The organism is Nocardioides marmorisolisilvae, assembly GCF_031656915.1.
GTDB classification, from domain to species: domain Bacteria; phylum Actinomycetota; class Actinomycetes; order Propionibacteriales; family Nocardioidaceae; genus Marmoricola; species Marmoricola terrisoli.
Map to the genome: position 1 here is coordinate 664,292 of NZ_CP134227.1, position 25,785 is coordinate 690,076.

The following is a 25,785-nucleotide window of genomic DNA, read 5'->3' on the forward strand; positions in this document are numbered from 1 at the left end:
TCACTGCTCCCTCACCGCATCTCGAGCGTCCTCCCGGCCCGCGGCGGCGAGGGCCTTCGCCGCGGGGTAGTTCGCCTTTCCGGTCGCACTGCGCGGAATCTCGTCGACGTTCGTCAGCGACCGGGGCAGCTTGTAGCCGGAGAGCAGCGGTCGCAGGTAGTCCTGCAGGTCCGCCAGCTCAGGGCGCCTGCCCTCCCGGGGCTGAACCACGGCGGACACGTGCTGGCCGTACTTGTCGTCGGCGACGCCCACCACGAGCACGTCGTACACGTCGGGGTGGCCCTTCAACGCCATCTCGACCTCTTCGGGATAGACCTTCTCGCCACCGGTGTTGATGCAGTTCGAGCCGCGGCCGAGGAGGGTGACCTTCCCGTCCCCCTCCATCCGTGCGAAGTCGCCGGGGATCGAGTAGCGCACCCCGTCGATCTCCACGAAGGTCTTCGCCGACTTCTCCGGGTCCTTGTAGTAGCCGAGCGGCACGCTGCCGGCGCGCGCCATCCGGCCGATGGTGCCGACCGCACTCGGGTCGATCACCCGGTTGTCGTCGTCGAGGACGACCGCCTCCGCGCCCAGGGACACCACCGGGCCCTCGCCCTTGATGTTCTCGCTGTCCTGCAGCCCGGTGCCCGAGAAGCCGGTCTCCGAGCTGCCCACCGAGTCGGTGAAGAACGCGTTCGGGAACGTCGCCATCCAGCGCTCCTTCACCGGCCGGCTGAAGATCGCAGCGCTGCTGGCGACCACGACCAGGCTGCTGGCGTCGTAGCTGCCGGCGTCGTAGGCCTCGATCAGGGGGCGTGCCATGGCGTCACCGGTCATGAAGATGCCCTGCACCTTCTCGCGCTCGACGATCCGCCAGGTCTCTGCCGGGTCGAACCTCGGCGCGAGGACGGTAAGCGCACCACCGAACAGATGCATCAGCAGCGCAGCCTGCGCGCCGCCATGCATCAACGGGCTCAGTGGGAACATCACCATCGGGTTCTCGGTGGCTGCCGCCTGCTTGGACTGGTCGTACTCCTCGAGCCGCTCCCCGGACATGAAGTCGATGCCGCCGCCGAGCACCCGCCAGAAGTCCTCGTGGCGCCACATCACGCCCTTGGGGAAGCCGGTGGTGCCGCCGGTGTAGACGATGTAGACGTCATCGGGCGAGCGTGGTCCGAAGTCGCGCTCGGGCCCCTGATCGGCCAGAGCGTCGGTCCAGGTAAGCCCCGCGAAGGCGTCGAGCTCGGTATCGCAGGTCGGCTCGGTGGGATCGGGCATCGCGACCAGCGTGGTGAGCCGCGCGTGCTTGGGCGCGGTCCTGGCGACGAGCGGCGCGTACGGCCGCTCGAAGAGCAGCGCCACGATGTCGGAGTTCTCGAACAGGTAGTCCAGCTCGCCCTCGACGTACCGGTAGTTCACGTTGACGGCCACCGCCCGCACCTTGAACACGCCGAGCAGCGCGACCACGTGCTCGATGCTGTTCTTGGCGTAGATGCCGACGTGGTCGCCCTTCCCGATGCCACGCGACGTGAGGAAGTGGGCCAGCCGGTTGGCATCGGCCTCCAGCTCCGCATAGGTGACCGTCCGGTCCCCGACGACGAGGACGGGACGGTCGGGTACGGCGTCGACGGCGTGCTCGAAGAGGTCTGCGATGTTCAAGGCCACGGAGGCAAGACTAGAACACGTTCTTGTTTCTGACTAGCATCGCGTGCATGACCGACACCGTGCCTGCCCCCCATTGCCTGGTCGAGCTGCAGGGCCACACCCTGGTGGTGACCATGAACCGGCCCGAGGCGCGCAACGCGCTGTCCGGCGAGATGCTGGCGATCATGGAGCGGGCCTGGGAGCGCGCGAACAGCGATCCTGAGGTTCGTGCGGTGATCCTCACTGGTGCCGGTGGCGCATTCTGCGCCGGCGCGGACCTCAAGGCGATGTCGGCCAAACCGCCGTCGGAGTCGTTCGAGTCCGGCGAGTACGACCCGACGGTGATCAGGTCGCTGCTCAAGGGCTACCGCCTCACCAAGCCCCTGATCGCCGCCGTCGAGGGACCGGCGATCGCCGGCGGGACCGAGATCCTCACCGCGACCGACATCCGGATCGCCGGCGAGTCCGCCCGGTTCGGGGTCTCCGAGGCCCGCTGGAGCCTCTACCCGCTCGGCGGATCCGTGGTGCGGCTCCCTCGGCAGGTGCCCTACACCGTGGCGATGGACCTGTTGCTGACCGGCCGGCACATCAAGGCGCCCGAGGCCAAGGAGATCGGCCTGATCGGGCACGTCGTACCCGATGGCCAGGCGCTCGCCAGGGCACGCGAGATCGCCGAGATGATCTGCGCGAACGGCCCACTCGCGGTGCAGGCGATCCTCCACACCGTGCGCGCCTCCGAGGGCCGGCACGAGGACGACTGCTGGCGCGACGACGCGGCCACCGGTGCGGCCGTCTTCTCCTCCGAGGATGCCAAGGAGGGCCCGCGCGCGTTCGCGCAGAAGCGCCCACCGCAGTTCACCGGACGCTAGCCCGACGGCAACGGTCCCTCGAGAAGACCCAGGCCAAGGAGCTCCCGCCCGGATAGTCTCCGGCGCATGACCCTGATCATCGGCCTCGTCGTCGTCGGCCTCCTGCTCGTCGTCGGCCTCGCCGTGCTCGCCCATCGAGCAGCGCAGAAGCGCCGAGAGGCCTTCGCGGCACTGGCCGTCAGCAAGGGCTGGACCTACGCGGTGGACGACGACCGCTGGGTGCAGGCGTTCGACGGCGCCCCGTTCGGACTCGGCCACGGCCGCTCCGCCGGAAACGTCCTCACCGGCTCGTCCGGGAATCGGCCCTTCGTCGCCTTCGACTACTCCTACCGCACCACCGAGACGAGCACCGACGCCCAAGGGCACACGTCCACGCACGAGGAGACGCACACGTTCTCGGTGTGCGCCCTGCAGGTCAGCTGCACCTTCCCGGACCTCCACGTGCGACCTGAGAACTTCCTGTCCCGCGCCGTCGGCCACCTCACCAACCGCGACATCGAGCTCGAGTCGGAGGCCTTCAACCGTGCCTTCACGGTCACCTGCTCGGACCGGAAGTTCGCCTCCGACGTGCTCCACCCGCGCCAGATGGAGATGCTCCTCGCTCACACCCACCTGGACTGGCGCTTCGACCGCGACTGGGTGCTCTCCGTCTCCACACGGACCCTCCGACCGGAGGAGGTCGAGCCCTCCCTCGGCGTGGTCGGCGCCCTCGTCGACAACATTCCCGACTTCGTGTGGCAGGACCACGCCGGTCCGGCCGCGCACGGATAGGGTCCGCTTCCATGGTGGTCGTCTACTGCATCGTCGCGGTCGTCCTGGTCCTCGGCCTCGCGCTGGTGGTGATGTACAACCGGTTCGTCCGGCAGCGGACGCTCGTGGACGAGTCGTGGGGCCAGATCGACGTCGAGCTCACCCGCCGCCATGACCTGATCCCCAACCTGGTCCGGACGGTGCAGGGGTACGCCGAGCACGAGCGCACCGTGCTCGCCGAGCTCACCGCAGCGCGTGAGCAGGCCCAGACCCACCGGGCCGACTCCCCTGCCGAGCGGGCTCCTGTCGAGGACGCGCTCGGCAGGGCGGTGACCACCGTCCTCGCCCGGGCAGAGGCATATCCCGACCTGAAGGCGAGTGCGAACTTCCTCGAGCTGCAGCAGCAGCTGGCCACGACGGAGGACCGGATCGCCGCCGCCCGCCGGTTCTACAACGGCAACGTGCGTGCGCTGAACACCCGGATCTCGACGTTCCCGTCGAACATGGTGGCCTCGGCATTCGGGTTCACCGCGCGCGACTTCTTCGAGGTGTCCGACCCGGGTGAGCGCGCCGTACCGTCCGTGGAGCTGTGAGGGCGGGGCTCAGCCGACCGCACGGTCCCCGGTCCAGAACCGGGCCCGCAGCGCCTTCTTGTCGGGCTTGCCCAGGCCGGTCAGCGGCAGCGCGTCCACTGCGATCACCTGCTTGGGGGCCTGGACGGACCCCTTGCGTTCCTTGACCATCTGCTGGATCTCGGCAACGACCTCGTCCGTCAGCGCGTGCCCATCGCGCAGTACGACGACCGCGGTGACCGCCTCGCCGAACTTCTCGTGCGGGGTGCCGATCACGCCCACCTGGGCCACGCCGGGGTGCGCGGCGATGACGTCCTCGACCTCGCGCGGGAAGACGTTGAAGCCGCCGGTGACGATCATGTCCTTGGTGCGGTCGACGATGTACCAGTAGCCGTCCTCGTCCTCGCGAGCCACGTCCCCCGTGTGCATCCAGCCGTCCTCACGGAAGGTCTCGGCGGTCGCCTCCGGGAGATTCCAGTAGCCGCCGGCCAGCAGTGGGCCGGCGACGCAGATCTCACCGGGCTCGCCGGCCGCGACCGGTCGCCCGTCCTCGCCCAGCAACGCCGTGCGAAGGAAGGCGCTCGGCCTGCCGCACGACGCCAGCCGCTCCGGGTGCCCGACCGGGTCGTGGTCGCGCTTGGCGAGGTAGCTGATCACCATCGGGGCCTCGGACTGGCCGTAGTACTGCGCGAAGATCGGGCCGAAGCGCTCGATCGCCTCCTTCAACCGCACCGGGTTGATCGGGGACGCTCCGTAGTAGACGGTCTCGAGACTGCTCAGGTCGCGGGTCCTGGAGTCGGGGTGGTCCATCAGCGCGTAGAGCATCGAGGGCACCAGCATCGTGGCGGTGATCTGCTGCTCCTCGATCGTCCGCAGCACCTCCGCGGGGTCGAACTTCGGCAGCACGTAGAGCGAGCCTCCCTTGATCACCGTCGGCACGAAGAAGGCCGCGCCCGCATGGGACAGCGGGGTGCACATCAAGAACCTGGGCTCCTCGGGCCACTCCCACTCGGCGAGCTGGATCTGAGCCATCGTCGCGAACGCACCGGCCGTGCCGATGACGCCCTTGGGCTTGCCGGTGGTTCCGCCCGTGTAGGCGATCGAGGTGATGTGGTCGGGCGGCAGCAGCACCGCCGACAACGGCTGCGGGGCGAACTCGGCGGCCTTGGCTGCCAGGTCCGTGCCGATGTCCGCCAGCTCGGCGGGCACCGGGCCGATGGTGAGCACCTGCTGCAGGCCCGGGCAGCGCTCGAGCAGGCCGACCGCGCGCTCGACGAACATCGGCACAGGGTCGATCACCAGCGTGGTGATGGCCGCGTCGTTGATCACGTACGCGTGGTCCTCCAGCGACCCGAGCGGGTGCAGCGAGGTACGCCGATAGCCCTGCGTCTGGCCCGCGCCGAGGATGTAGAGCACCTCGGGCCGGTTGAGGGCAAGCAGCGCGCCGGGAGCCTCACGACCGGCGCCCAGTGCCTCGAATGCCTGGACATACTGGCTGATCCGGTCGGCGGTCTCCGCCCCGGTGAGGGTCAGCGTCTCGCCTCCGGCCGACTGCGGGAGCAGCCGCACCACCGGCTTGTCGTGATGGCGGCGCAGCGCCGCTGCCATGAGATGCCCGTTGTGGGTACCGGTCCTGAGGTCCGTGTCCGTCACAGCAGCGAGACTAGAACGTGTTTCAGTTCGCGGCAAGGCGACAATGGCATCCATCCGACCAAAGGACGCACGTGATCGCTGGAAGGTATGCGCCGGACCGAGAGATCGGTCGCGGCGGCTCGGGGCCGGTCTGGCTCGGCCGCGACGAGGTCCTCGGCCGCCCGGTCGCGCTCAAGCAGCTCGGCCTGCTGCCCGGCGCGCAGGGAACCGATCTGTCCCGCGCCGAGCGCGAGGCACGCTTGGGAGCACGGTTGAACCACCCGAACGTGGTCGCCGTCTTCGACGTCGCGGTCGACGACACGACCGGAGCCTGGTGGCTGGTCATGGAGTACGTCGAGGGGCGCGACCTGGGCCGGCTCGTCCGCGAGCGCGGACCGTTGACGGCCGGCGAGGCGGCGCTGTTGCTGCGCCAGACCGCCGATGCGCTGCTCGCCGCCCACGCCGCCGACATCACCCACCGGGACGTGAAGCCGTCGAACATCCTGGTCGACGACCGCGGCCAGGTGAAGCTGACCGACTTCGGCATCGCGCGGGTCACCACCGATGCGACCCTGACCGCGACCGGGATGGTCACCGGATCCCCGGCGTACCTCGCCCCGGAGGTGGCCGCCGGTGGTCGGGGCGACCAGGCGAGCGACGTCTGGGCGATCGGTGCGACGGCGTTCTACCTGCTCGCCGGCCGGCCGCCGTACGAGGTCGGTGACAACGTGCTGGGGACCCTCTACCGGATCGTGAACGAGGAGCCGCCCCGCCTGGAGGGAGCCGGACCACTGGCGTCGCTGCTCGAGGGCACCATGGTGCGTGACCCCGCGCGACGCTGGTCGATGCAGCAGGTACGCGACTTCCTGGCCCGCGTCGCAGCCGAGCCGACCGAGGCGACCCGCGCCCTGACGACCGTGCGAGCAGCGACGCCGGCCACGGCGACGACGGTGGCCGCGCCGGTCGTCGTCGCCGGAGCATCCCATGCGACCACGGCCACCCAGGCGGTGCCCACGGCCCCGGCGCCCGAGCCCGCGGGCGAGCGTGCCCGGACCCGGTGGACCCGTGGTGCAGCGGCGTTCGCCGTGCTCGCTGCGCTCGTCGTGCTGGCCGCTCTCGGCTTCGGCCTCCACGCGCTCCTCGGCGGCGAGTCGGACAGCCCCGCCGCTCGGGACACACCCTCCGGACAGAGCTCCGGCCCGAGCACGCCCCCCACCAAGCCGACCGAACACGGCATGAAGGCCTTCATCCGCGACTACGTCGCGACCGTGTCCGACGACCCGGCGGCGGCATGGACGATGCTCACCCCGAGCTTCCAGCGAGCGAGCGGCGGCTGGGCGACCTACCACCGCTTCTGGGAGGGGGCCACCAACGGCCGGGTGCTCAGCATCTCCGCGAACCCGAGCGACCTGTCGGTGAGCTACCAGGTGCACTTCGACCACTTCCACAACGGCCCGGGCCCGACCGTCCTCGACCTGGCGTTCGATCACGGGCGGTACCGGATCGCCGCCGAGCACACCAAGGGCTTCGTGCCGGCCGATTGAACCGAACCTGGGCCGACCGACTTTCCCAGGTTGAGAGCCCATGCGTCACCTTCACCCAGCAGAGTCGGTGTGTGAAGAAGGACCTTCCTGGGTGAAGTACGGCGGGCCGGCCCCGCTGCCCGGTCAGGCCAGCAGTGCGGCCACCTGGCGCACCTCGTCCGCCGAGCGCAGGCTCAGCAGCAGCGTCGTGACCCCGGTCTCCTCCCAGGCCGCCACCCGCTCGCGTACGTAGCCCGCATCGCCGACGATGTGCATGTCGTCCACGAGCTCGTCGGGGATCAGCGCCGCGGCCTCGTCCCGCTTGCCGGACAGGAAGAGCTCCTGGACCCGGCCGGAGATCGAGTCGTAGCCCATCCGGTCGAAGACGTCCTTGTGGAAGTTCTGGTCCTTGGCGCCCATCCCACCCATGTAGAGCGCGATCACCGGCTTGAGCCCGTCGACCACCGCCCGCCGCTGGTCCTCCCCGGCGGTGATCTGCAGGTGGCAGGTCGCGGCGATCTCGAAGTCCGCCCTGGTACGACGAGCGCCCGGCCGCGCGAAGCCCTCGTCCAGCCACGGCTGGTACATCCCGGCAGTCTTCGGCGTGTAGAAGATCGGGATCCAGCCGTCGGCGATCTCCGCGGTCTGGGCGACGTTCTTCGGGCCCTCCGCTCCCAACCAGATCGGCACGTCGGCACGCAGAGGATGCACGATCGACCTCAGCGGCTTGCCCAGGCCGACCGCGCCGGGTCCGTCGTACGGCAGCGGATGGTGGGGCCCCGGGTTGGTGACCGGTTCCTTGCGAGCCAGCACCCTGCGGATGATCTCGACGACCTCGCGGGTGCGCGCCAACGGCTTGCTGAACGGCTGCCCGTACCAGCCCTCCACGACCTGGGGTCCGCTGACGCCCATCCCCAGCACCACGCGACCTCCGGAGAGGTGGTCGAGCGTGAGCACGTGCATCGCGATCGAGGTCGGCGTGCGCCCCGACATCTGCACGATCGAGGTGCCCAGCCGCAGCCGGCTCGTCTCACGCCCCCACCACGCCAGCGGCGTGAACGCGTCCGAGCCCCACGCCTCCGCGGTGAACAGCGCGTCGAACCCGGCGCTCTCGGCAGCGGCCACGAGCTCGGCCACCCCGTCGGGCGGCTGCGCTCCCCAGTAGCCCAACTGCAGACCCAGCTTCACGATTGCCTCCTTGGGACCGTCGGATTGCGGCCCGGCGCTTGTCGGAAATACTAGAACGTGTTTCACTTCTGAGTCATGACGCAGACCCAGGCACTGCACGCCCGGATGCAGGTGGACTTCGACTACACCCGATCCCTCGGGCCGGTGCTCTCGCGGTTCATGACAGCACTCACCCAACACCAGATCCTCGGTGGTGTCCTCTCCGACGGCCGGGTCGTCGTACCCCCGCTCGAGTACGACCCCACCACCCACGACCAGATCAACGAGCTGGTCCCGGTCGCGAGCGAGGGCGTCGTCGAGACCTGGTCGTGGGTTCCGGAGCCGATGGACGGCCAGCCGCTGGACCACCCCTTCGCCTTCGCCCTGGTCCGACTGGACGGCACCGACGCCGCCCTCCTGCACGCGGTCGACGTGCCCTCCCCCGACGACATCCGCAGCGGGATGCGGGTCCGCGCCCGGTGGCGGCCCGAGCCGCAGGGACGGATCACCGACATCGTCTGCTTCGAGCCGGCCGACCGGCGCGCGGACGGCGACGCTGCCGCGGCCGCGTCCGGGGACGACGTGACCGTGACGACGACCCCGGTCCGTCTCGGGTATGACTACGCGGCATCGCCTGAGGAGTCCGCGTTCGGCCGGGGCCTCAAGGAGGGCCGGATCCTCGCCCAGGCCTGCCCGGTCTGCCACAAGGTCTACGTGCCACCGAAGGGCGCGTGCCCGGTCGACGGAGTGCCGACCGATGAGCCGCACGAGCTCCCGGACACCGGCATCGTGACGACGTTCTGCATCGTGAACGTGCCCTTCCTCGGCCAGAAGATCCAGCCGCCGTACGTGTCGGCGTACGTGCTCCTCGACGGCGCCGACATCGCCTTCCTGCATCTCATCCTGGGCTGCGACGCGGCGGACGTCCGGATGGGGATGCGGGTCAAGGCCGTCTGGAAGCCCGAGGACGAGCGGACCTACTCGCTGGAGAACATCAGCCACTTCGAGCCCACCGGGGAGCCCGATGCGGACTTCGACACCTACCGCAAGCACCTGTAGAGGAGCGCACTGATGCGAGACGTTGCGGTCGTGGGCTTCGCCCAGCGACAGACGATGGAGTTCGACGGCTCCCCCAACTGTGTCGAGCTGCTCGTCCCGATCCTTGCCGAGCTGTGGCAGCAGACCGGGTGGACCAAGGACGACATCGGCTTCTGGTGCTCCGGCTCCAGCGACTACCTGGCCGGCCGGTCGTTCAGCTTCGTGACGGCGATCGACGCGATCGGCGCCGTCCCCCCGGTCAGCGAGTCGCACGTCGAGATGGACGCCGCATGGTCGCTGTACGAGGGGTGGCTGAAGATCCAGACCGGTGAGGCCGACTCCGCGCTCGTCTACGGCTTCGGCAAATCGTCGGCCAGCCCGCTGCGCCGCACCCTCGCGCTGCAGCTGGACCCGTACACGGTCACGCCGCTGTGGCCCGACACCGTGTCGATCGCCGGGCTGCAGGCCCGGCTCGGGATCGAGCACGGGCGTTGGGATGAGAGGGCGATGGCGGAGGTGGTGGCCAGGTCACGCACCGCCGCCGCGGACAACGAGTACGCCGTCCTCAAGGGCGCGACCACCGTCGAGGACGTGCTGGCCGAGCCGCTCTTCGCCGACCCGCTGCGTCGCTCGGACTGCGCGCCGGTCACCGACGGCGCGGCGGCGATGATCATCGCCGCGGCCGACTCCCCGCGCTTCCGATCCCTGAGCCTGTCGACAGGCGGCGCCGCCTGGATCACCGGCTTCGAGCACCGCATCGATCCGATCGGGCTCGGTAGCCGTGACCTGCTCCGCTCCCCCAGCGCACACGTCGCGGGGGTCGCCGCCGGAGCGTCCTCGGTGCAGCTCGCCGAGCTGCACGCGCCGTTCAGCCACCAGGAGATCCTCCTGCGCGACGAGCTCGGGCTCGCCGACGACGCCGTCGTGAACCCCTCGGGCGGGGCGCTCTGCGGCAACCCGATGTTCTCGTCCGGGCTGGTCCGCATCGGCGAGGCAGCGAAGCGGGTCTGGGCCGGCGAGGTCGACCGGGCACTGGGGCACGCCACCAGCGGCCCGGCGCTGCAGCAGAACCTCGTGTGCGTGATGGATGCCTCGACAGGCCGAGCAACCGGAGGAAGGGCATGAGCAAGCAGCTCGCCGCCGTCGTCGGCGTCGGCCAGACCCACTACCGCGCCAAGCGAGAGGACGTGTCCATGCCGGGCCTGCTCCGTGAGGCGATCGACCGGGCGCTGCAGGACGCGGGGATGACCTTCGAGGACATCGACGCCGTCGTGGTCGGCAAGGCACCGGACCTGTTCGAGGGCGTGATGATGCCCGAGCTCTTCCTCGCGGACTCGATCGGAGCCGCAGGCAAGCCGCTCCTGCGGGTGCACACCGCCGGCTCCGTAGGCGGCTCGACCGCCATCGTGGCCGCGTCGCTGGTGCAGTCCGGAGTGCACGAGCGGGTGCTCACGGTCGCATTCGAGAAGCAGTCGGAGTCGAACGCGATGTGGGCGCTCAGCGTGCCGGTGCCGTTCACGATGCCGGTGCATGCCGGCGCCGGCGGCTACTTCGCACCCCACGTCCGCTCCTACATCCGCCGCTCCGGCGCCCCGACCGAGGTGGGCGCGATGGTGGCCGCCAAGGACCGCCAGAACGCGTGCAGGAACCCGTACGCGCACCTGCGCAACGAGGGGACGACGGTCGAGACCGTGCTGGCCTCGCAAATGCTGTGGGACCCGGTCCGGTACGACGAGACCTGCCCCTCGTCCGACGGTGCCTGCGCGCTGGTCATCGCCAGCGAGGGCGCCATAGCCAGGTCGGGCGTCGAGAACCCCGCGTGGATCCACGGCCAGGTGATGCGGTCGGAGCCCCTGGCCTACTCCGAGCGCGACCAGGTCAACCCCCGCGCCGGCCGCGACGCCGCGGCCTACCTCTGGAAGCGGACCGGGATCACCGACCCGCTCGCCGAGGTCGACTGCGCCGAGATCTACGTTCCGTTCTCGTGGTTCGAGCCGATGTGGATGGAGAACCTGGGCTTCGCCGGCGACGGCGACGGCTGGAAGCTGACCGAGTCGGGGGCCACCGCCCTGGACGGCACGCTGCCGGTGAACATGAGCGGTGGCGTGCTGTCCTCCAACCCGATCGGCGCCTCGGGGATGATCCGCTTCGCCGAGGCAGCGCTGCAGGTGATGGGAGAGGCCGGCGAGCACCAGGTCGACGGCGCCCGGCGAGCCCTCGGCCACGCGTACGGCGGCGGCTCGCAGTTCTTCGCGATGTGGCTGGTGGGCGCCGACAAACCGTCCTGAGCCGGACCGTACCCTCGACGACATGATTGAGCTGCACTCCCCCCGCGAAATCGAGCAGATGCGTCCGGCCGGGCGCTTCGTCGCCGAGGTGCTGACCGCGCTGCGTGACAAGGCCGCGGTCGGCGTGAACCTGCTCGAGCTCGACGCCCTGGCGCACCAGATGATCCGGGAGCGGGGCGCGGAGTCGTGCTACATCGACTACCACCCGTCGTTCGGGGCATCGCCCTTCGGCAAGGTCCTGTGCACGTCCGTCAACGACGCGGTCCTGCACGGCCTGCCGCACGACTATGTGCTGCGGGACGGGGACCTGCTCAGCGTGGACTTCGCGTGCGCGGTCGACGGCTGGGTCGCCGACTCAGCCCTCAGCGTCGTGGTCGGGACGGCGGACCCGAAGGATCTCGCGCTGATCGCCACCACCGAGCAGGCGCTCGCGGCGGGCATCGAGCAGGCGGTGGTCGGCAACAAGCTCGGGGACATCAGCCACGCGATCGGGGAGACCGCCCGGGCTGCGGGGCTCAGCGTGAACCTGCAGTTCGGCGGTCATGGCGTCGGTCGCACCATGCACCAGGACCCGCATGTCACCAACGACGGCCGCCCCGATCGGGGCCTGCGACTGCGCCCCGGCCTGGTGATCGCGATCGAGCCGTGGTTCCTGCATACCACTGACGAGATCTACACCGATGCCGACGGCTGGACGATCCGGAGCGCGGACGGCTCGCGCGGCGCCCACAGCGAGCACACCATCGCCGTCACCGAGGGCGGACCGCTCGTGCTCACTGCTCGTGGCTGATCAGCACGCAGCAGCGGCCCTCCGCGGGGTCGAGGTGGGCCCGGGCGTGGCAGCAGCCGAGCCCCTCGATCACACCGCTGACGTAGTCGTGGTTGACGCCGCACACCAGCGCCGTGTGCTCGCGCGCCAGTGCGTCGAACGGGCAGTTGTGCAGCACCAGGGTGTCGCCGGTGCGGGTCGGCTCGTAGCCACGCTCGCCGAGCACCTGCGCGGTACGACGGAGCTCGTCCTCACTGCGTGACGTGCCCAGTCCGGCCCCGTCGGACCGCCCCACTGCCCGGGCCTCCTCGGCGAGCGACTCGGCGAGCGGAGCCCCGTCGAGCGACCGCTCCACGGCGGCGGCGAAGACCCTGCCGACCAGGTCGTACCCCCGGGCGGGCACGGAGACGGACACCTCGCCGGCCGCACGCCGGTAGACCTTCGCCGGACGCCCGGCGCCCGGCCCGGACCGGCCCGAGAGCCGCTGGTAGTCGGCCTCCAGGAGGCCCTCCTCGACGAGCCGGTCGAGGTGGAACCGTGCGGAGTGCACGGGGATGCCGAGCGCCTCGGCAGCCGGCTCGCGACCGACCGGCTGGTCGCAGGTCGCGACGTACTCGTAGAGCCGACGACGCACCGGGTCCGCCAGCGCACCGATGGCGGCGATCGCCTCATCCCTGCCCATCGCTCTCCCCTCGTTCGATCGGGCCCTTGACTCGCCATGTTCTAACAGTCAGGATAGCCTCACTTAGACATATCGTCCAGAGCACACCAGGAGTCCCGATGTCAGAGGCGGTCCAGTCACCCCCCGAACCGCGCTGGCGGCCGCGGGTCACCCACGAGCCGGCGCCGGTCGACCTCGCCACCGCCGAGCGCGCGGCCGCGGACATGCTGGCCGCGCTCGGGCTTCCCGTCGACAGCGAGGACATGTTCGAGACGCCCAGGCGCCTGGTGCACGCCTACGCGGAGATGCTCACCGTGCCCGAGTTCGACCTGACCACCTTCGCCAACACCGCAGGGTACGACGAGCTCGTGCTGGTCTCCGACATCCCGGTGCGCTCGCTGTGCGAGCACCACATGCTCCCCTTCACCGGGGTCGCCCACGTTGGCTACCTGCCGGGTGAGCGCATCCTCGGACTGTCCAAGTTCGCCCGCACCGTCGAGTTCTACGCCCGACGCGCGCAGACCCAGGAGCGGCTGACCACGCAGGTCGCCGACCACCTCCAGGAGCGGCTCGCACCGGTCGGCGTGGGCGTGGTGATCGAGGCCGAGCACTCCTGCATGAGCCTGCGCGGGGCGCGCGCCGAGGGGGCCCGCACGGTCACCTCGACCCTGCGCGGCCGGCTCCACGACGACCCGTCGGCCCGAGCCGAGTTCCTGTCCCTGACCCGCAACCGGAGGAGTGCATCATGAGCGACCCGATCGTCCTGGTGGGAGGCGGCCTCGCCGCCGGTACCGCCGCCACCGAGCTGCGGGCGGGCGGGTACGACGGCCCGGTGCTGTTGTTCACCGAGGAGTCGCACCTGCCCTACGAGCGGCCTCCGCTGTCGAAGTCCTACCTGATGGGCAAGGACCCGGCGGACAAGGCGGCGGTGCACGATCAGGCGTGGTACGACGAGCACGACGTGGAGGTCCGCACCGGGACCCACGTGGACTCGGTCGACCCCACCCGCAAGGTGGTCGTCGCAGGCGGCACGGAGACGCCGTACGCCGGACTGCTGCTGGCCACCGGGGCCGCACCGCGGCACCTCCCTCTGGCCGATGACAGCGGTGTCCGCCCGACCTACCTGCGCACCCTCGACGACTCCACCGCGCTGAGGGAGCACCTGCAGCCCGGCCGCCGGATCGGCATCATCGGGGGCGGCTGGATCGGCCTGGAGGTCGCCTCCGCCGCCCGCGAGGCGGGAGCCGAGGTCGTGGTACTCGAGGCCCTCGAGCAGCCGCTGCTGCGCGTGCTCGGCCCGGAGGTCGCCGCGATCTTCGCCGACCTGCACCGCGAGCACGGCGTGGACCTGCGCACCGGCGTACAGGTGACCGGCATCGCGAACCGCGGGGACGGCGCCAGGATCGCCCTGGGCGACGACTCGGTCGACGTCGACCACCTCGTCGTCGGCGTCGGGGTCGCCCCCAACACCGCGCTCGCCGAGGCCGCCGGGCTGAGCATCGACAACGGCATCCGCGTCGACGCGGGACTGCGCACCTCCGCTCCGGGCATCTGGGCCGCCGGCGACGTCGCCAACGCCGACCACCCCGGCCTCGGCTACCCGCTGCGGGTCGAGCACTGGGACACCGCGATCCAGCACGGGAAGGTCGCGGCCGCGAACCTGGCCGGCGGGTCGGCCACGGCCGAGGCGTTGCCGTACTTCTTCACCGACCAGTACGACCTCGGCATGGAGTACGTCGGCAATCCCGGGCCCGAGGGCTTCGACCGGGTGGTGCTCGAGGGCGACGTGCCCGGGAGGGTGTTCCGGGCGTGGTGGGTGCGCGGCGACCGGGTGGTCGCCGGGATGCACGTCAACGACTGGGACGCGATCGACGACGTCCGCGCCCGCGTCGGTCAGCCCTTGTAGCTGACCGGCAGCTCCTTGATGCCGTTGATCCACGCATGCCGCAGCCGGCGCGGGTCACCCGTCCGACGAATGTCGGGCATCTTGTCCGCGATCGCGTTGAACATGATCTCGACCTCGAGCCGGGCGAGGTTGGCGCCGATGCAGTAGTGCGCGCCGTGCCCGCCGAAGGACAGGTGCGGGTTGGGGTCCCGCATGATGTCGAAGCTGTCAGGGTCGTCGAAGACGTCCGCGTCGTGGTTGCCGCTCGCGTAGAAGATGCCCACGCGCTGGCCCTTCCTCACCAGCTGCCCACCGACCTCGACGTCGTTGAGCGCGGTGCGCTGGAAGACGGTGACCGGGGTGGCCCAGCGGATGATCTCGTCGACCGCGGACCTCGGGCGCTCCTTCTTGTAGAGCTCCCACTGGTCCGGGTGGTCGAAGAAGGCCATCATGCCGTGGGTGATCGCGTTGCGGGTGGTCTCGTTGCCCGCCACCGCGAGCAGGATCACGAAGAACCCGAACTCGTCGTCGGTCAGCGCGCCGTGTCCGTCCACGTCCGCGGTGATCAGCTTGCTGATGATGTCGTCACCAGGGTTCTGGCGGCGCTCGTCGGCCAGGCCCATCGCGTAGCCGAGGATCTCGGCTGCGGCGGTCTCGGGATCGGCGTTGTAGTCGGGGTCGTCGTAGGCCAGCATCTGGTTGGACCAGTCGAACAGCTTGCGCCGGTCCTCCTGCGGCACCCCGAGCAGGTCGGCGATCGCCTGCAGCGGCAGCTCGGCGGCGACCTCGAACACGAAGTCGCCATCCCCGCGGGCGATGGCGTCGTCCACGATCGTCTCGGCCCGCTCGACAAGGGTGTCGTGCAGCGCACCGATCGCCTTGGGGGTGAAGCCGCGGCTGACGATCTGGCGCAGCTTCGTGTGGTCGGGCGGGTCCTGGTTGATGAGCATCACGCTCTGGACCTCGACCTGCTCGCGGGTCATCTGCGGGGCGAACCGGATGATGGCGCCGTTCTCGTTGGTCGAGAAGTCCTTGCTGTTCTTCGACACCGCAGCGACATCGGCGTGCTTGCTCACCGCCCAGAACCCGGTGTCGAGGAAGCCGGCGCGGGCCTCGGGCTTCTGTTCGACCCACCAGACCGGCGCGGTGCGGCGCAGCTCGAGGAACTCCTGGAGTGGGATCCCGGCCTCGTTGAGGACCGGGTCGGTCGGGTCGAAGTCGGGGGGAACGTTGGGCTGAGCGGTCACGGGGGCCTCCGAATCTGGAACACGTTCTAGTTCGCTAGACTACATACTCTCGGTTTGTTTAGGAAGTCCCACACGACGAGAACGTGTTCTAGTTCTGCGCTACGCTGGCGTCATGGGCAACCCGGTGATCATCGATGCGGTCCGCACCCCTCTCGGCAAGCGGAGGGGCGGTCTGGCCGGCGTACATCCGGCCGAGCTCCTCGGTCACGTCCAGCGCGAGGTGCTCGCCCGCGCCGGCGTCGACCCCGACCTCGTCGAGCAGGTGATCGGCGGCTGCGTCACCCAGGCCGGCGAGCAGTCCAACGACATGGTGCGGCGCGCCTGGCTGCATGCCGGACTCCCCCAGCACACCGGCGGCACCGTCATCGACGCCCAGTGCGGCTCGGGCCAGCAGGCGGCCCACCTCGTCAACGACCTGGTCCGGGCGGACACGATCCGCGCCGGCGTGGCCTGTGGCGTCGAGTCGATGTCACGCATCCCGCTCGGGGCCAACGTGCCCCCGGGTCTGGGCGATCCGCGACCCGAGTCGTGGAGCATCGACATGCCGAACCAGTTCGAAGCCGCCGACCGGATCGCTCAGAACCGCGGGCTGTCGCGCCGTGACCTCGAGGAGTTCGGACTGGCATCCCAGCGCAAGGCACGCATCGCTCAGGACGAAGGGCGGTTCAAGCCCGAGATCGCTCCGCTGACCGCTCCGGTCATCGACAGGGACTCCGGTGAGCCCACCGGCGAGTCACGGCTGGTGGACGCCGACGAGGGGATCCGCGAGACCACTCTCGAGGGACTGGCTGGCCTGCGCACAGTGCTGCCCGAGGGGATGCACACCGCGGGAACGTCGTCCCAGATCACCGACGGCGCCGCCGCCGTCCTGGTCATGGACTCAGACCTCGCCGCTGAGCTCGGGCTGACCCCCCGAGCCCGGATCGTGCGCCACACGCTGTACGGCGCAGACCCGTACTACCACCTCGACGGGCCGATCGACGCGACCCGGGCGGTGCTCGACAAGGCCGGGATGACCCTCGACGACGTCGATCTGTTCGAGGTCAACGAGGCCTTCGCCGCCGTCGTGCTGTCCTGGGCCACGGTGCTCGGACCCGACATGGACAAGGTCAACGTCAACGGCGGTGCCATCGCGCTCGGCCACCCGGTCGGGGCCACCGGCTGCCGGTTGATCACCACCGCCCTGCACGAGCTGGAGCGGCGGGACGCGTCCACGGCGCTGCTCACCGCCTGCGCCGGCGGTGCGATGGCCACGGGGACCATCATCGAGCGGATCTGAGCCGCTCACCTCGGCGGAGGCGACGTTGAGTTCCGGGTTCCGGTCCGTTGAGTTCCGGGTTCCGGTCCGTCGAGATCGTCGTTCTGACCGCCGCGGTGCTCAGGTCCCGTAGACAGGCTCGGGAGCAGCGCCCTCCGCGATGAGCGCGTCGACGACCTCGCCGAGCTCGAAGGCCTCCCAGCGCCGACCCGCATCGCGCGTCGCACCGTGTCGCCAGGAGTCCTCGAGGGTCAGCTTGCCGCCGTCGATCTCGAACACCCGACCGGTGACGTGGCCGGCCGCCTCCGACGCGAGCCAGGCCACGATCGGGGAGTTGTCCTCCGGCACGGCCATGTCGGAGGTGTCGAAGGCGCCCTCGGTCATCCGGGTCCGGGCGACTGGCGCGATCGCGTTCACAGTCACGCCGACGCGGCCGAGCTCGGCGGCCGCGACCAGGGTCATGGTCGCGATACCGCCCTTTGCTGCCGAATAGGCCACCTGGCCGATCGAGCCCTGCAGCCCGGCGCCCGAGGACGTGTTGATGACGCGGCCTGCACGCGGCCGACCGGCCTTGGACTCGGCACGCCAGTACGCCGCCGCGTGGCGGAGCGGCGCGAAGTGACCCTTCAGGTGCACCCGGATGACCGAGTCCCACTCGTCCTCAGTCGCGTTGACGAGCATCCGATCGCGGACGAACCCAGCGTTGTTGACCAGCACGTCGAGCGCGCCGTACGTCTCGATCGCCTGCCGCACCATCGCCTCGGCCTGTGCGAAGTCGGCCACGTCCGCGCCGTTGGCGACCGCCCGTCCGCCCGCCGCCTCGATCTCCGCGACGACCTCGTCGGCCGGCGAATCGCCCCTCTCCCCCGCAAGGGACACCCCATAGTCGTTGACGACGACCGCGGCGCCCTGCCGAGCCAGCTCCAACGCATGGGCACGGCCGATGCCGCGACCGGCGCCCGTCACGATCGCGACCCGGCCCTGCAACAGGCCGCGATCGGGGGGCCGATGTGCGGACGAACGAGGCATTTTCACTCCTGGTGATCGGGAAGGTACAACTCAACGGACGACAGGCCCCAAACCAACGGGCGCTAACACGGAACTCAACGGGCGTCCAGCGCGGTCAGGAAGGCGGGGCGCTCGCCGCCGCCGTGGCACTCGATACAGGCACCGGAGACGTAGGAGGCCAGGGAGGAGGCGAGGAACACCGCGACCCCGCCGACCTCCTCGGGCTCCGCCAGCCTCCCGAGCGGGATCGTCCGGTCGATGGCGGCGATGCCTTCCTCGCCGCCGTAGTGCAGGTCGGTCTGCTCGGTGCGGACCAGACCGACGTCGATCGCGTTCACCCGGACCCGCGGCGCCCACTCCACCGCGAGGGTGCGGGTGAGCGAGTCGAGGCCGGCCTTTGCCGCCCCGTAGGACGCCGTTCCCGGCGACGGCCGCAGCGCCGACACCGAGGACACGTTCACGATGGCTCCGCCGCCGTCCTGGCGCTGCATCACCGCGTTGGCTGCCTGCATCAGCGTCAGCGGTGCGAGCAGGTTGAGGCCGGTGACCTTGCTGTGGAAGTTGGCCGAGGCATCGGCGGCCAGGGCGTACGGCGCGCCGCCGGCGTTGTTGACCAGCACGTCGAGAGCACCGTGGTCAGCCACGATCCGTGCGACCAGGTCCGAGACGGCAACAGGGTCACGGACGTCGCACTCGTGGTGCGCGACGCCGACCGGATCGGCCGCCGAGCGCGCGCAGGTCACCACGGTGGCGCCGGCGTCGACGAACCGCCGGCTGATGCCCAGGCCGACACCGCGGGTGCCGCCGGTCACCAGCACCACCCGGTTGCCGAGGTCGAGGTCGAGAGTCACCCTGCTACCCTACCAAGCACTTGCTTGGTCGCATCACAGGCTCGACCCGGACATCGAGGAGCACCATGGGCATCACCTCCGAGCTGCACAGCGACGGCGTCTGCGTCGTCACCTGCGACTACCCACCGGTCAATGCGCTGCCGGTGCAGGGCTGGTTCGACCTCGCCGCGGCGCTGGACGATGCCGGCGCGGACCGGTCCACACACGTCGTGGTGCTGCGTGCCGAGGGCAAGGGCTTCAACGCCGGGGTCGACATCAAGGAGATGCAGACGACCGACGGCTTCGACGCGCTCGTCGGCGCCAACAAGGGCTGCTTCGCCGCTTTCAGGGCGGTCTACGAGTGCCCGGTGCCGGTCATCGCCGCGGTGCATGGGTTCTGCCTCGGCGGCGGGGTCGGCCTGGTCGGCAACGCCGACGTCGTCGTGGCCAGTGAGGACGCGTACTTCGGCGTGCCCGAGGTCAAGCAGGGCGCGCTGGGCGCCGCGACGCACCTGGCACGGCTGGTGCCGCAGCACCTCATGCGCACCTTGTACTTCACCGCACGCACCATCAGCGCCGCCGACCTGGTCGCGCATGGCTCGGTCTACGAGGTGGTTCCCCGCGACGATCTCGACGCCGCTGCGTTGCGGCTCGCCGGAGAGATCGCCGAGAAGGACACCCGAGTGATCCGCGCCGCCAAGGAGGCCCTGAACGGCATCGACCCGGTCGACGTCAACAAGAGCTACCGGTTCGAGCAGGGCTTCACCATGGAGCTCAACCTTCTCGGGGTCAGCGACGAGCTGCGGGACACCTTCGCAGGCACCAAGAAGGCAGAACAGCACGACGCGGGGACGGAGAAGAGCAAGCGATGAGCATGCCCAGCAAGGTGATGGCGTGCGAGGACGTCGTCGCCCGGATCGAGAGCGGAATGACCGTCGGCATCGGGGGCTGGGGCTCGCGACGCAAGCCGATGGCGCTGGTACGCGCGATTCTGCGCAGCGACCTGACCGACCTCACTCTCGTCTCCTACGCCGGCCCCGACGCTGGCCTGCTCCTCCAGGCAGGGAAGGTGCGCGAGCTCGTCTACGCGTTCGCCACCCTCGACTCGGTGCCGCTCGAGCCGCTGTTCTCACGGGCCCGCCAGGAGGCGACCGCGCGGTTCCGCGAGTGGGACGAGGGCATGTTCGCCACCGGCCTGCGGGCCGCGGCGCAGCGAGTGCCGTTCCTGCCGATGCGGGCGGGACTCGGCTCCGCCGTACCGGAGAACGACCCCACCCTGCGCACCGTCACCAGCCCGTACGCCGGCCCCGACGGCGGCGCCGAGGAGCTGCTCGCGGTGCCCGCACTCGAGCTCGATGTCGCCCTGGTCCACATGAACCGGGCCGACCAGTTCGGCAACGCCCAGTACCTCGGGCCGGACCCTTACTTCGACGATCTCTTCTGCATGGCCGCGCGCGAGGCGTACGTCTCGGCCGAGCAGGTCGTCGACACCGCCGGGCTGACGGTCGACGCGCCGCTGCAGAGCGTGATCCTCAACCGGACGATGGTGAGCGGCGTCGTCGAGACGCCGAATGGGGCGCACTTCACCACGTGCACGCCGACCTACGAGCGTGACGAGGTGTTCCAGCGCGCCTACGCCGCGGCGGCGAAGGACGCCTCGGCATGGACGGAGTTCGAGGAGCGGTTCCTGTCTGGCAGCGAGGACGACTACCAAGCCGCGGTGAAGGCGTTCCACGAGGAGGAGGACCAGTGAGCGAGGTCACCCGGGCGGAGTACTGCGCCATCGCGATCGCCGACTGCTTCGCCGATGACGGCGAGATCATGGGCAGTCCGATGGGCCTGCTGCCCACCTTGGGTGCTCGGCTGGCGAAGAACACCTCCAATCCGTTGCTGCTGCTGACCGACGGCGAGGCCCGGATCATCAGGGGCACTCCCCCGCTCGGCCAGAGCAACGACGTGGTCGAGGGCTGGATGCCGTTCCGGCTGGTGCTCGAGGCCGTGGTGCCCCACGGCAAGCGGCACGTGATGATGGGCGCCACCCAGGTCGACCGCGAAGGCAACCAGAACATCTCCGCGATCGGTCCCTGGGCGCAGCCGAAGCGGCAGCTGCTCGGTGTCCGCGGCGCGCCGGGCAACACGGTAAACAACAGGACCTCCTACTGGGTGCCCCGGCACTCCGCTCGGGTCTTCGTCGAGCAGGTCGACATCGTCTCCGGAGTCGGGCGGCGCCGGGCCGAGGCGGCAGGGCCCGCGGCGACCAGGTTCCACGACGTCCATCGCGTGGTCAGCAATCTCGGAGTCTTCGACTTCGACACCCCTGACCACACCATGCAGATCCTCAGCGTGCACCCGGGCGTCACCATCGAGGACGTGCAGGCGGCCAGCGGCTTCGAGATCGGCGTGCCCGCCGCCGGCGTACCGGAGACGAGGACGCCGAGTGAGACCGAGCTGATGCTGATCCGCGAGGTGCTCGATCCGCGGGGGCTCCGCGACAAGGAGGTGCCGGCACCATGATCGATCAGCTGCTGCGCACCGCCTTGACCGAGCTGACCGGCGTCCGCCACCCCGTCGTACAGACCGGGATGGGATGGGTCGCCGGTCCGCGGCTCGTCTCGGGGACCGCCAACGCGGGCGGCCTCGGCATCCTGGCCAGCGCGACGATGACCTACGACGAGCTCGAGCGCGCGATCGCCGAGGTCAAGAGCCGCACCGATCAGCCCTTCGGGGTGAACCTGCGCGCGGACGCGGGTGATGCCGCGTCCCGCTGCGATCTGCTGATCGAGTACGGCGTGAAGGTGGCGAGCTTCGCGCTCGCGCCGAAGCCCGAGCTGATCGCCCGGCTCAAGGAGCACGGCATCGTGGTGATCCCCAGCATCGGCGCCGCCAAGCACGCGACGAAGGTGGCGGCGTGGGGAGCCGACGCGGTGATGATCCAGGGAGGCGAGGGCGGCGGCCACACCGGGAACGTCCCGACCACGCTGCTGCTGCCGACGGTGCTGGACGCCCTCGACGCCAGCGGGCACGGTGACGTCCCGGTGATCGCTGCGGGTGGCTTCTTCGACGGCCGCGGCCTCGCCGCCGCCCTGGCGTACGGCGCTGCCGGCGTCGGGATGGGCACCCGCTTCCTGCTCACCCGCGACTCGACCGTGCCGGACGCCGTCAAGCAGCGCTACCTCGCCGCCGGGCTCAACGACACCGTGGTCACCTCGAAGGTCGACGGGATGCCGCACCGGATGCTGCGCACCGAGCTGGTCGAGTCGGTCGAGGAGACCAGCGCCGTCAAGCGCTGGGCGCCGACCGCGCGACGGACCCTGGCCTTCAAGCGGATGAGTGGAATAGGCTGGCGCCAGCTCGTCGCAGACGGACGGGCCATGAAGCACGGATCAGACCGGTCCTGGGCGCAGATGGTGCTCGCCGCGAACACGCCGATGATGCTCCGGGCCGGTCTCGTCGAGGGCGACACCGGTGCCGGCGTCCTCGCCAGCGGGCAGGTCGTCGGGGTGATCGACGACCTGCCCAGCTGCGAGGAGCTGATCGACCGCGTGGTCACCCGGGCGGCCGGAGAGCTGCGCAGGCTGCGGGGCCACCTGGTCTGACGGGGCCGCCAGCGTCCGCGTCCGCTACTTCTGCGCGGCGGTGGCGCACTTCTCCAACTGCGGGAGGACGGCGGTGGCAGCCTTCTGGTCGGCGCTGCTCGCCTTGTAGTCCTTGTTGCCCTTGACGATCGCGCGCAGCGCGGTGTCGGAGATCTTGGAGTCGTGCAGCGCCTTGGCGATGCAGTCGGCAGCGGCCTTGGTCAGCTGGCTGGCCTGGGATCCGAGCACGCTGTTGTCACCGGTGCTGCGGATCGACTTGCTCAGGTCGGCGGTCGACGGCCGGCTGCTGCCGCTGCCGCCACCGCATGCCGCGGTGGTGAGAAGTGCCGCTGCGGCCACTGCTGCGCCGAGTCGGGCTCGCGTCGTGCCCATGGTGTCCCCTGTCCAGTCGTGGTTCGCCCGAGTCAGCCCCCGGACGGGTCCGGCTGGCAAACCTACCCTGCCTCACCGAGGGTCGGCGAGCAGGGACGTGAACGCCAGCTCCGCGGCGCCGAGCAGCGCGGAGTCGTGCCCGAGTCCAGGGGTGACCAGGTCCACCTCACGATGGGCAGTGCCGAAGGTGTAGCGGTCGACGTGCGCACGGACCTCCTCGCCGGCGAGGTCGAGCAATTCGCCCACCGAGCCGCCCAGCACCACGCATGACGGGTTCAGGGTGTTGAGCAGGTTCGCGAGCGTGCGGCCCAACGGCTCCGCCGCCGCCTGTACGACGTCCGCCGCGGGCATGAGACCGGCCCTCGCGTCGGCGAAGAGGCTCGCGATCGCTCCCTCCGCCGGTAGGTCCTCGCGACCCGCCCTGGCCAGCAACGCGGCGTCGCCGATGAACGTCTCGACGCACCCACGCTGGCCGCAGTGGCAGGGCGGACCGGCCGGGTCCAGCACGTTGTGCCCGATCTCACCGGCGTGACCGTCGCGTCCGCGCAGCGGCACCCCTCCGGCGATGATGCCCGCGCCGACGCCGATCCGGCCCAGCAGGAACACCACGTCGTCGCAGCCACGGGCACTGCCCCGCTGGTGCTCGGCGTACACCGACAGATCGGCGTCGTTGCCGACCGCAACCGGCACCTCTGGCACCGACGCGGCGAGCAGGTCGCCCAGGGCGACCTCCCGCCAGCCGAGGTTCGGTGCCACACCGATGCGGCCGGTCCGCTGGTCGACCGTGCCCGGCACGCTCACGCCGATGCCGCACGGACGGTCCTCGGTGTGGGCCATCTGGCGCAGCCGTCGCATCGCGGCGCTCACGTGGTTGACCAGCGCGGCCGGCGTCAGTCGACCGCGCTCGGTGTCGAACTCCTCGCGGGCCAGGATGTCACCACCCAGACCGACCGCGGCGACGGTCACCCGAGCGACCTCGATGTCCACGCCGACGGCGTACGGGCCGCCGCGACGGGGGCCCACCACGTGCGAGGGCCTGCCCACGCCCGCTCCACCCGTCGGGACGAGCTCCTCCACCAGGCCCAGCCGGGTCAGGTCGGAGACGAGAGCCCCGACCGTGGACCGGCTCAACCCCAGCCTCTGGGTCAGCTCGGCACGGGTCAGCGCGCCGTCGCGATGGATGTGGGTGAGCACCAGCGACAGGTTGTGCCGCCTGATCTCGTCCGGGCGGGCCGCGCCCGCCGCGCTCCGCACCATGGAACGTCAGCCACGGGCTGCTCGGCGTCGCGACAGCGCGTCGACGGCCGCAGCGATCAGAAGCACGGCGCCGGTGATCACCTGCTGCCACTGTGCGCCGAGGTTCGGCTTGAGGAGGAGCCCGTTCGGGATGATCACGATGACCAGAGCGCCGATGATCGCGTCCCTCGGACGGCCCCGACCACCGAAGAGGGAAGTGCCGCCGATGACGGCTGCGGCGACGGCGAACAGCAAGATGTTGCCCGAGCCAAGGTCGAGCGACGCCGAGGACTGCGAGGAGGCCAGGAAGATCCCGCCGAGCGCGCCGAAGGACGAGCAGAGCACAAACGCGGTCACCCGGGTGTGGTCGACATCGATGCCCGCGCGACGCGCGGCCTCCCTGTTGCCACCAGTGGCATAGAGATGGCGACCCCATTGGGTCTTGGTCAGCCCGATCGTGCAGGCGATCATCAGCACGATGCTGATCGACGCGGCCCAGGGGATCCCCTCGATCACCTTGTAGGCGTTGGTGTTCCGGTTCTCGTTGGCGAGCGCCGTGAGGACGACGCCAAGCGCGATGACGATCCCCCCACGGACGAGCACCAGACCGAGGGTCTCCGAGGCGAGCCCCGCTCGCTGCGCGCGGATCGACCGCATCAGCGTGTAGGCGAGATAGCCGAGCGTGATCACAAGGGTGAAGACCCACCCCGCCGCCGGGCTCATGTTGCTGTTGGCCAAGCCGTACCAGAGGTCGTAACGCGTGACGCCGATCGGCTGAGAGTTGAGCGCGAACAGGATCACTCCCTGCCAGGCGAGGAAGAGGGCGAGGGTGACGACGAAACTGGGGATGCCGACCTTCGCGACCATGTAGCCGGTGAAGACGCCGACAGCGGCGCCCATCGCCACCGCAGCGACCAGTGCGAGGAGCACGTGCTGGTCGAGGTTCGTCAGGACGATGATCAGTCCGATGACCACCACTGCTGCACCGCTCCAGGCCCGCATCCACAGCGCGAGGGCAACTGCCGCGGCCATGCCGGCCACCAGCGCCCAGAACAGCACCCCCGGCAGGGCGCCGTGCAGGTCACCGCTGAAGACCGCGCGAGCCGCGAAGGCGGCGCACATGCCGCCCGCCGTGCCTGCCGACAGGTCGATCTCACCGAGCAGCAGCACGAAGACCAGGCCGAGGGCGATGATCGCGATGTAGGCACCCTGGCCGGGCAGGTTGCCGATGTTGAATCGGGTCAGGAACTGGCCGCTCACCTGGTCGAAGATGACGACGAGGACGATCAGCCCGAGGATGGCGGGCAGCGCTCCGGGCTCGCCTGAGCGCAACCGCCCGATGTAGGACATCACCGCGCCGCGGAGCCCGAGCCGCTCGATGTCGAGCGAGAAGCTGCTCGGCCGATCCCCGGTCGGCTTGGTCGGGGCGGTGGGCTCAGGGGTGACCGTGTTCTCCGGCAT

The 25,785-nt window shown here is 70.4% G+C and carries 25 protein-coding genes; 15 read left to right on the forward strand and 10 right to left on the reverse strand.

What is annotated here, in order from left to right; genetic code table 11:
• Positions 1–1,644 (reverse strand): acyl-CoA synthetase, encoded by a 1,644-nt coding sequence (locus Q9R13_RS03215; protein ID WP_310963621.1) that lies wholly within the window; start codon positions 1,642–1,644, stop codon positions 1–3.
• A 47-nt stretch (positions 1,645–1,691) separates the two neighbouring features.
• On the opposite strand from Q9R13_RS03215, the gene Q9R13_RS03220 reads away from it, so the two are divergent.
• The 3 genes from Q9R13_RS03220 to Q9R13_RS03230 all read left to right on the forward strand — a co-directional run bounded on the left by Q9R13_RS03220 (position 1,692) and on the right by Q9R13_RS03230 (position 3,835).
• Positions 1,692–2,492, forward strand: coding sequence for a crotonase/enoyl-CoA hydratase family protein (locus Q9R13_RS03220; RefSeq protein WP_310963622.1), 801 nt, complete (start codon positions 1,692–1,694; stop codon positions 2,490–2,492).
• A gap of 66 nt (positions 2,493–2,558) precedes the next feature.
• A complete protein-coding gene (locus Q9R13_RS03225; protein ID WP_310963623.1) occupies positions 2,559–3,263 on the forward strand; it encodes a DUF3137 domain-containing protein in 705 nt (234 codons plus the stop codon).
• A gap of 11 nt (positions 3,264–3,274) precedes the next feature.
• Complete coding sequence (locus tag Q9R13_RS03230; protein ID WP_310963624.1) at positions 3,275–3,835, forward strand: LemA family protein; 561 nt, start codon at positions 3,275–3,277, stop codon at positions 3,833–3,835.
• Positions 3,836–3,844: 9 nt separating this feature from the next.
• Here Q9R13_RS03230 and fadD8 read toward each other — a convergent pair whose 3' ends face one another.
• On the reverse strand, positions 3,845–5,467 hold the full coding sequence (gene fadD8 / locus Q9R13_RS03235; protein ID WP_310963625.1) for a fatty-acid--CoA ligase FadD8: 1,623 nt from the start codon (positions 5,465–5,467) through the stop codon (positions 3,845–3,847).
• 71 nt (positions 5,468–5,538) lie between these two features.
• On the opposite strand from fadD8, the gene Q9R13_RS03240 reads away from it, so the two are divergent.
• Positions 5,539–6,990 (forward strand): serine/threonine-protein kinase, encoded by a 1,452-nt coding sequence (locus Q9R13_RS03240; RefSeq protein ID WP_310963626.1) that lies wholly within the window; start codon positions 5,539–5,541, stop codon positions 6,988–6,990.
• A gap of 123 nt (positions 6,991–7,113) precedes the next feature.
• Here the strand turns inward: Q9R13_RS03240 and Q9R13_RS03245 are convergent, their stop codons facing one another.
• Positions 7,114–8,157 carry an LLM class F420-dependent oxidoreductase gene (locus tag Q9R13_RS03245; RefSeq protein WP_310963627.1) on the reverse strand — a complete coding sequence of 348 codons (1,044 nt, stop codon included), beginning with the start codon at positions 8,155–8,157 and terminating at the stop codon, positions 7,114–7,116.
• Between the two features lie 75 nt (positions 8,158–8,232).
• On the opposite strand from Q9R13_RS03245, the gene Q9R13_RS03250 reads away from it, so the two are divergent.
• From Q9R13_RS03250 to map, 4 genes are read left to right on the forward strand one after another with little or no spacing between them, the layout of a single operon-like run.
• Positions 8,233–9,195 (forward strand): Zn-ribbon domain-containing OB-fold protein, encoded by a 963-nt coding sequence (locus tag Q9R13_RS03250; protein WP_310963629.1) that lies wholly within the window; start codon positions 8,233–8,235, stop codon positions 9,193–9,195.
• Between the two features lie 12 nt (positions 9,196–9,207).
• A complete protein-coding gene (locus tag Q9R13_RS03255) occupies positions 9,208–10,299 on the forward strand; it encodes a thiolase domain-containing protein (protein WP_310963630.1) in 1,092 nt (363 codons plus the stop codon).
• A complete protein-coding gene (locus tag Q9R13_RS03260) occupies positions 10,296–11,462 on the forward strand; it encodes a thiolase domain-containing protein (protein ID WP_310963631.1) in 1,167 nt (388 codons plus the stop codon). Before Q9R13_RS03255 ends, Q9R13_RS03260 begins: the two co-directional genes overlap by 4 nt.
• 22 nt (positions 11,463–11,484) lie before the next feature.
• Positions 11,485–12,252, forward strand: a complete 768-nt coding sequence (gene map, locus Q9R13_RS03265) for a type I methionyl aminopeptidase (protein ID WP_310963632.1) — start codon at positions 11,485–11,487, stop codon at positions 12,250–12,252.
• Here map and Q9R13_RS03270 read toward each other — a convergent pair.
• A complete protein-coding gene (locus Q9R13_RS03270; RefSeq protein ID WP_310963633.1) occupies positions 12,236–12,913 on the reverse strand; it encodes a helix-turn-helix transcriptional regulator in 678 nt (225 codons plus the stop codon). The genes map and Q9R13_RS03270 overlap by 17 nt on opposite strands.
• Before the next feature lie 98 nt (positions 12,914–13,011).
• Here Q9R13_RS03270 and folE point away from each other — a divergent pair, with 98 nt between their 5' ends.
• Both folE and Q9R13_RS03280 read left to right on the forward strand, forming a co-directional pair.
• Positions 13,012–13,641 carry a GTP cyclohydrolase I gene (gene folE, locus Q9R13_RS03275; protein ID WP_310963635.1) on the forward strand — a complete coding sequence of 210 codons (630 nt, stop codon included), beginning with the start codon at positions 13,012–13,014 and terminating at the stop codon, positions 13,639–13,641.
• Positions 13,638–14,798: an NAD(P)/FAD-dependent oxidoreductase gene (locus tag Q9R13_RS03280; RefSeq protein WP_310963636.1), complete on the forward strand. Its 1,161-nt coding sequence runs from the start codon at positions 13,638–13,640 to the stop codon at positions 14,796–14,798. The genes folE and Q9R13_RS03280 overlap by 4 nt, the downstream gene beginning before the upstream one ends.
• On the opposite strand, the gene Q9R13_RS03285 is transcribed toward Q9R13_RS03280, so the two are convergent.
• A complete protein-coding gene (locus Q9R13_RS03285) occupies positions 14,786–16,024 on the reverse strand; it encodes a cytochrome P450 (protein WP_310963637.1) in 1,239 nt (412 codons plus the stop codon). The genes Q9R13_RS03280 and Q9R13_RS03285 overlap by 13 nt on opposite strands.
• 112 nt (positions 16,025–16,136) lie before the next feature.
• Here Q9R13_RS03285 and Q9R13_RS03290 point away from each other — a divergent pair, with 112 nt between their 5' ends.
• The gene (locus Q9R13_RS03290; RefSeq protein WP_310963638.1) at positions 16,137–17,303 is read left to right on the forward strand and encodes a steroid 3-ketoacyl-CoA thiolase; all 1,167 of its coding nucleotides are present in this window, start codon (positions 16,137–16,139) and stop codon (positions 17,301–17,303) included.
• 99 nt (positions 17,304–17,402) lie between these two features.
• Here Q9R13_RS03290 and Q9R13_RS03295 read toward each other — a convergent pair whose 3' ends face one another.
• Positions 17,403–18,311 carry an SDR family oxidoreductase gene (locus Q9R13_RS03295; RefSeq protein WP_310963639.1) on the reverse strand — a complete coding sequence of 303 codons (909 nt, stop codon included), beginning with the start codon at positions 18,309–18,311 and terminating at the stop codon, positions 17,403–17,405.
• A gap of 74 nt (positions 18,312–18,385) precedes the next feature.
• Positions 18,386–19,141 carry an SDR family oxidoreductase gene (locus Q9R13_RS03300; RefSeq protein ID WP_310963640.1) on the reverse strand — a complete coding sequence of 252 codons (756 nt, stop codon included), beginning with the start codon at positions 19,139–19,141 and terminating at the stop codon, positions 18,386–18,388.
• Between the two features lie 65 nt (positions 19,142–19,206).
• Here Q9R13_RS03300 and Q9R13_RS03305 point away from each other — a divergent pair, with 65 nt between their 5' ends.
• From Q9R13_RS03305 to Q9R13_RS03320, 4 genes are read left to right on the forward strand one after another with little or no spacing between them, the layout of a single operon-like run.
• A complete protein-coding gene (locus Q9R13_RS03305) occupies positions 19,207–19,992 on the forward strand; it encodes an enoyl-CoA hydratase family protein (RefSeq protein WP_310963641.1) in 786 nt (261 codons plus the stop codon).
• Positions 19,989–20,873, forward strand: a complete 885-nt coding sequence (locus Q9R13_RS03310) for a CoA transferase subunit A (RefSeq protein WP_310963642.1) — start codon at positions 19,989–19,991, stop codon at positions 20,871–20,873. Before Q9R13_RS03305 ends, Q9R13_RS03310 begins: the two co-directional genes overlap by 4 nt.
• Positions 20,870–21,634, forward strand: coding sequence for a CoA-transferase subunit beta (locus Q9R13_RS03315; protein WP_310963643.1), 765 nt, complete (start codon positions 20,870–20,872; stop codon positions 21,632–21,634). The genes Q9R13_RS03310 and Q9R13_RS03315 overlap by 4 nt, the downstream gene beginning before the upstream one ends.
• Entirely contained in the window at positions 21,631–22,716 is a 1,086-nt protein-coding gene (locus Q9R13_RS03320; protein WP_310963644.1) for an NAD(P)H-dependent flavin oxidoreductase, read from the forward strand. Before Q9R13_RS03315 ends, Q9R13_RS03320 begins: the two co-directional genes overlap by 4 nt.
• A 24-nt stretch (positions 22,717–22,740) precedes the next feature.
• Here the strand turns inward: Q9R13_RS03320 and Q9R13_RS03325 are convergent, their stop codons facing one another.
• The 3 genes from Q9R13_RS03325 to Q9R13_RS03335 all read right to left on the reverse strand — a co-directional run bounded on the left by Q9R13_RS03325 (position 22,741) and on the right by Q9R13_RS03335 (position 25,785).
• The gene (locus Q9R13_RS03325; RefSeq protein WP_310963646.1) at positions 22,741–23,088 is read right to left on the reverse strand and encodes a hypothetical protein; all 348 of its coding nucleotides are present in this window, start codon (positions 23,086–23,088) and stop codon (positions 22,741–22,743) included.
• Positions 23,089–23,160: 72 nt separating this feature from the next.
• Positions 23,161–24,345, reverse strand: coding sequence for an ROK family transcriptional regulator (locus Q9R13_RS03330; RefSeq protein WP_310963647.1), 1,185 nt, complete (start codon positions 24,343–24,345; stop codon positions 23,161–23,163).
• A 6-nt stretch (positions 24,346–24,351) separates the two neighbouring features.
• Positions 24,352–25,785, reverse strand: a complete 1,434-nt coding sequence (locus tag Q9R13_RS03335; RefSeq protein WP_310963648.1) for a sugar ABC transporter permease — start codon at positions 25,783–25,785, stop codon at positions 24,352–24,354.

Excerpts from the sequence above, each read along its gene's own strand:
- Q9R13_RS03220 (WP_310963622.1), top strand. The coding sequence starts at position 1,692 with ATGACCGACACCGTGCCTGCCCCCCATTGCCTGGTCGAGCTGCAGGGC.
- Q9R13_RS03225 (WP_310963623.1), top strand. The coding sequence starts at position 2,559 with ATGACCCTGATCATCGGCCTCGTCGTCGTCGGCCTCCTGCTCGTCGTC.
- Q9R13_RS03230 (WP_310963624.1), top strand. The coding sequence starts at position 3,275 with ATGGTGGTCGTCTACTGCATCGTCGCGGTCGTCCTGGTCCTCGGCCTC.
- Q9R13_RS03250 (WP_310963629.1), top strand. The coding sequence starts at position 8,233 with ATGACGCAGACCCAGGCACTGCACGCCCGGATGCAGGTGGACTTCGAC.
- Q9R13_RS03255 (WP_310963630.1), top strand. The coding sequence starts at position 9,208 with ATGCGAGACGTTGCGGTCGTGGGCTTCGCCCAGCGACAGACGATGGAG.
- Q9R13_RS03260 (WP_310963631.1), top strand. The coding sequence starts at position 10,296 with ATGAGCAAGCAGCTCGCCGCCGTCGTCGGCGTCGGCCAGACCCACTAC.
- map (WP_310963632.1), top strand. The coding sequence starts at position 11,485 with ATGATTGAGCTGCACTCCCCCCGCGAAATCGAGCAGATGCGTCCGGCC.
- Q9R13_RS03270 (WP_310963633.1), bottom strand. The coding sequence starts at position 12,913 with ATGGGCAGGGATGAGGCGATCGCCGCCATCGGTGCGCTGGCGGACCCG.
- folE (WP_310963635.1), top strand. The coding sequence starts at position 13,012 with ATGTCAGAGGCGGTCCAGTCACCCCCCGAACCGCGCTGGCGGCCGCGG.
- Q9R13_RS03280 (WP_310963636.1), top strand. The coding sequence starts at position 13,638 with ATGAGCGACCCGATCGTCCTGGTGGGAGGCGGCCTCGCCGCCGGTACC.
- Q9R13_RS03290 (WP_310963638.1), top strand. The coding sequence starts at position 16,137 with ATGGGCAACCCGGTGATCATCGATGCGGTCCGCACCCCTCTCGGCAAG.
- Q9R13_RS03295 (WP_310963639.1), bottom strand. The coding sequence starts at position 18,311 with ATGCCTCGTTCGTCCGCACATCGGCCCCCCGATCGCGGCCTGTTGCAG.
- Q9R13_RS03305 (WP_310963641.1), top strand. The coding sequence starts at position 19,207 with ATGGGCATCACCTCCGAGCTGCACAGCGACGGCGTCTGCGTCGTCACC.
- Q9R13_RS03310 (WP_310963642.1), top strand. The coding sequence starts at position 19,989 with ATGAGCATGCCCAGCAAGGTGATGGCGTGCGAGGACGTCGTCGCCCGG.
- Q9R13_RS03320 (WP_310963644.1), top strand. The coding sequence starts at position 21,631 with ATGATCGATCAGCTGCTGCGCACCGCCTTGACCGAGCTGACCGGCGTC.
- Q9R13_RS03325 (WP_310963646.1), bottom strand. The coding sequence starts at position 23,088 with ATGGGCACGACGCGAGCCCGACTCGGCGCAGCAGTGGCCGCAGCGGCA.
- Q9R13_RS03330 (WP_310963647.1), bottom strand. The coding sequence starts at position 24,345 with ATGGTGCGGAGCGCGGCGGGCGCGGCCCGCCCGGACGAGATCAGGCGG.
- Q9R13_RS03335 (WP_310963648.1), bottom strand. The coding sequence starts at position 25,785 with ATGCCGGAGAACACGGTCACCCCTGAGCCCACCGCCCCGACCAAGCCG.